The following is an 854-nucleotide window of genomic DNA, read 5'->3' as shown; positions in this document are numbered from 1 at the left end:
GTGGCTTCGCCACTGTACCCCAAAACTCCACTCCACACGCGTCACAGGTTAACGCGGCGTTAGGCATAATCAGATTATGAGCGAAAATTATTCCAAATCCATCAGAATTGAGAATGATGAAAAAGCTTTTGACGCTGAAGAGTGGGAGTTTAAATCACATCAGTTTATTTCATCAGCAAAGTTTTTAGCTCAATCGTTTGATGATAGAGCAGATACCCTTGATTTTGATAGCATTATGTTTTTGCCTACAGCCGAGTTCTTGCTCTCATTCTCTATTGAGCTAATCTGTAAGGCGTACTATTTAGCAAAAGGTGATGGTCCTCGCGAAGCAATTTACGGGCATGATGTTGTATCTCTTTTTCAATCTTCTGAGCTAACATCCGAGCAAACGAAGCTTTTAGAGCACACAGCAAGGTATGTCATATGGGCAGGGAAATATCCCACGCCCAAATGGACAAAAGAGAAATTCAAGAAGGATTCAGATGTCCCGTCAGAAATTGTAAACGGGATTGAGCGAATAAATGCACTAGATATGCCAGGAACTTCATCAAGGCCTAGAGTTGACGAAATGTTTGAGCTATATAGCTTCATTCATGATCTATGGTCTAAGGCAAAAGGGGTGCCAAGCAGTGCCTAACAAATTTGTCCAGTTGACGTTTTGGTCTTCGCTCCTTTTTGTGCATGGCCTACGGCCATCTTTGCACAAAAATCCACTACAACCAAAACGCAACTGACAAAGGCGTTATGCGTGGTATTGAAACAAGCGCTTTGTCGGTTTTAGGGTCGTGGAAATTGTCTTTTTAGTTTGTGCCGCTCCAGCAGCGGTTTAGTTGGGAAAATCGCAGTGATGCAGT

At 42.7% G+C, this 854-nt stretch carries 1 protein-coding gene; it reads left to right on the top strand.

The genetic code is table 11. The features are described 5' to 3' along the window. The first annotated feature begins 76 nt into the window (after window positions 1-76). Entirely contained in the window at window positions 77-637 is a 561-nt protein-coding gene (locus IDZ20_RS04855; protein ID WP_188150308.1) for a hypothetical protein, read from the top strand. The last annotated feature ends 217 nt before the right edge of the window (window positions 638-854 follow it).

The organism is Teredinibacter waterburyi, from assembly GCF_001922985.1.
GTDB lineage: Bacteria > Pseudomonadota > Gammaproteobacteria > Pseudomonadales > Cellvibrionaceae > Teredinibacter > Teredinibacter waterburyi.
The sequence above is the reverse complement of the archived record's forward strand: the minus strand, read 5'-3'. Positions and strand labels throughout refer to the sequence as shown.